The organism is Microcystis sp. LE19-41.2A, from assembly GCF_027530405.1.
GTDB lineage: Bacteria > Cyanobacteriota > Cyanobacteriia > Cyanobacteriales > Microcystaceae > Microcystis > Microcystis aeruginosa.
The window spans coordinates 1-1426 of the sequence record NZ_JAPZQJ010000257.1; the positions used below are offsets into that span (position 1 = coordinate 1).

At 43.9% G+C, this 1426-nt stretch carries 2 protein-coding genes and 2 pseudogenes; 3 read left to right on the forward strand and 1 reads right to left on the reverse strand.

All coding sequences use genetic code 11. The features are described 5' to 3' along the window. The 3 genes and pseudogenes from O9290_RS11290 to O9290_RS11300 form a co-directional block, all read left to right on the forward strand. Positions 1 to 129 (forward strand): annotated as a pseudogene (locus O9290_RS11290) (IS1 family transposase); the annotation flags it as partial. Positions 130 to 568: 439 nt separating this feature from the next. Further along, entirely contained in the window at positions 569 to 790 is a 222-nt protein-coding gene (locus O9290_RS11295) for a hypothetical protein (protein ID WP_043999527.1), read from the forward strand. Then, positions 780 to 917: a PIN domain-containing protein gene (locus O9290_RS11300; protein WP_002763618.1), complete on the forward strand. Its 138-nt coding sequence runs from the start codon at positions 780 to 782 to the stop codon at positions 915 to 917. The genes O9290_RS11295 and O9290_RS11300 overlap by 11 nt, the downstream gene beginning before the upstream one ends. 137 nt (positions 918 to 1054) lie before the next feature. Here the strand turns inward: O9290_RS11300 and O9290_RS11305 are convergent. Further along, positions 1055 to 1288: pseudogene (locus O9290_RS11305) on the reverse strand (PEP-CTERM sorting domain-containing protein); the annotation flags it as partial. Positions 1289 to 1426: the final 138 nt, after the last annotated feature.

Here is a 1426-nt window from a genome sequence, read left to right on the forward strand (position 1 = left end):
TATTGAAAGATTAAATAATACCTTTCGACAAAGGATTTCTCGGTTGGTGAGAGAGAGTCTATCTTTCTCTAAAAAAATGGAGAATCACGTTGGGGAGCCCTTTGGTATTTTATCCATGACTACAATGCACAGCAAAGCAAAGGATTAAGCCGCCATCACTACTACCGAATCACCACCGCAAAAGGAACTTTTGAGTGGCATAGAAGACATTGTTTAGCTAAATTCCCCCCTGCTATACCCCCGCCCGCCCATTTTGTCAAGATTTTTATCATTTATATTTCTTATGCTTCATTTAGCTATTGATTACTCGATTAGGGATTGAGGGCGATCTCCCAGAGATGCGCGAAGGGGTGCGCTTTTCTAGGGTGCGGGGGGTTATAGTATCATCAAAGAAATACTCTAGCCGCCGATCGCTCTTTTCATTGGCCAAAGACAAACAAAATAACTAGCATTAAAATAGTTATAGTCTCCGTTTCGGTGTTCCCGTTGTCCCAGTTCCCCTGATAGGATTTAATCGATCGCTTAACTCTAGAGCTAAAGTAGAGATAGGGTTTAATTGGAGCCATGTATGGAAGCGATCGAATTTAGGACGGTTATTCATGACGGTCAAGTGAGCGTTCCCCCCCGATATTCTTCTCGATGGGAAGGTAAGATGATACGGGTGATTGTTTTGGATGACTCGGAAATCGTCCCCGATCCGGGCCAGAAAACTGAAAAAACCATGTTCGAGGCGATTTCTTTAAATACACGGGGATTTACATTCGATCGGGACGAGGCTAATGCCCGATAAAGTTTTTATCGATAGTTTAATACTGGCCAGCGCTCTGGAAGCGGGCTGTCAAATTCTCTACAGTGAAGATTTACAAGATGGTCAGCGAATCGAGAATCAATTGATGATTATTAATCCCTTTAGTTAAGTAGGTAGGTGTTAAAAGTTGTCAGACACCCCCCTTGATAAGTAGGGTTGATTCATGAATCAACCCTACTATGAATCAACCCTACTATGAGTCAACCCCACCTTGATAAGGAGGGCAGGGGGATCAGTCGGTCAAAATTACTTTTCCAGTTTCCGGCCTTTGCACAATAAACCGACCCCGGCAACGGAGAGTAAACCGAGAACCGTCGCCGGTTCGGGAACGGTGGTAGTGCCAGCCGGGGTCAGGGAATAAGTGGTGATAACGAAGGGTTCGCCGCCTGGAAGAGGAACAGAACCGTAGCCACCGATGGAAGCGAACAGGTCGAACGGATTACCAACAACGTTAGGGGGTGAAAAGCCGAATCCACTACTATACTTTGCACGGCTACAACTTGCATTTTTTACTCAAGGACAATAATATAGTTTAAGAGTCATAATTAGAAGCAAAGCACTCATTAAAAACATGATTAACCTAGAATTCACGGAAGAAGAAAAGAACTCACTGTATTA

Coding starts and splice junctions, on each gene's coding strand:
- O9290_RS11295 (WP_043999527.1), top strand. CDS start 569: ATGGAAGCGATCGAATTTAGGACGGTTATTCATGACGGTCAAGTGAGC.
- O9290_RS11300 (WP_002763618.1), top strand. CDS start 780: ATGCCCGATAAAGTTTTTATCGATAGTTTAATACTGGCCAGCGCTCTG.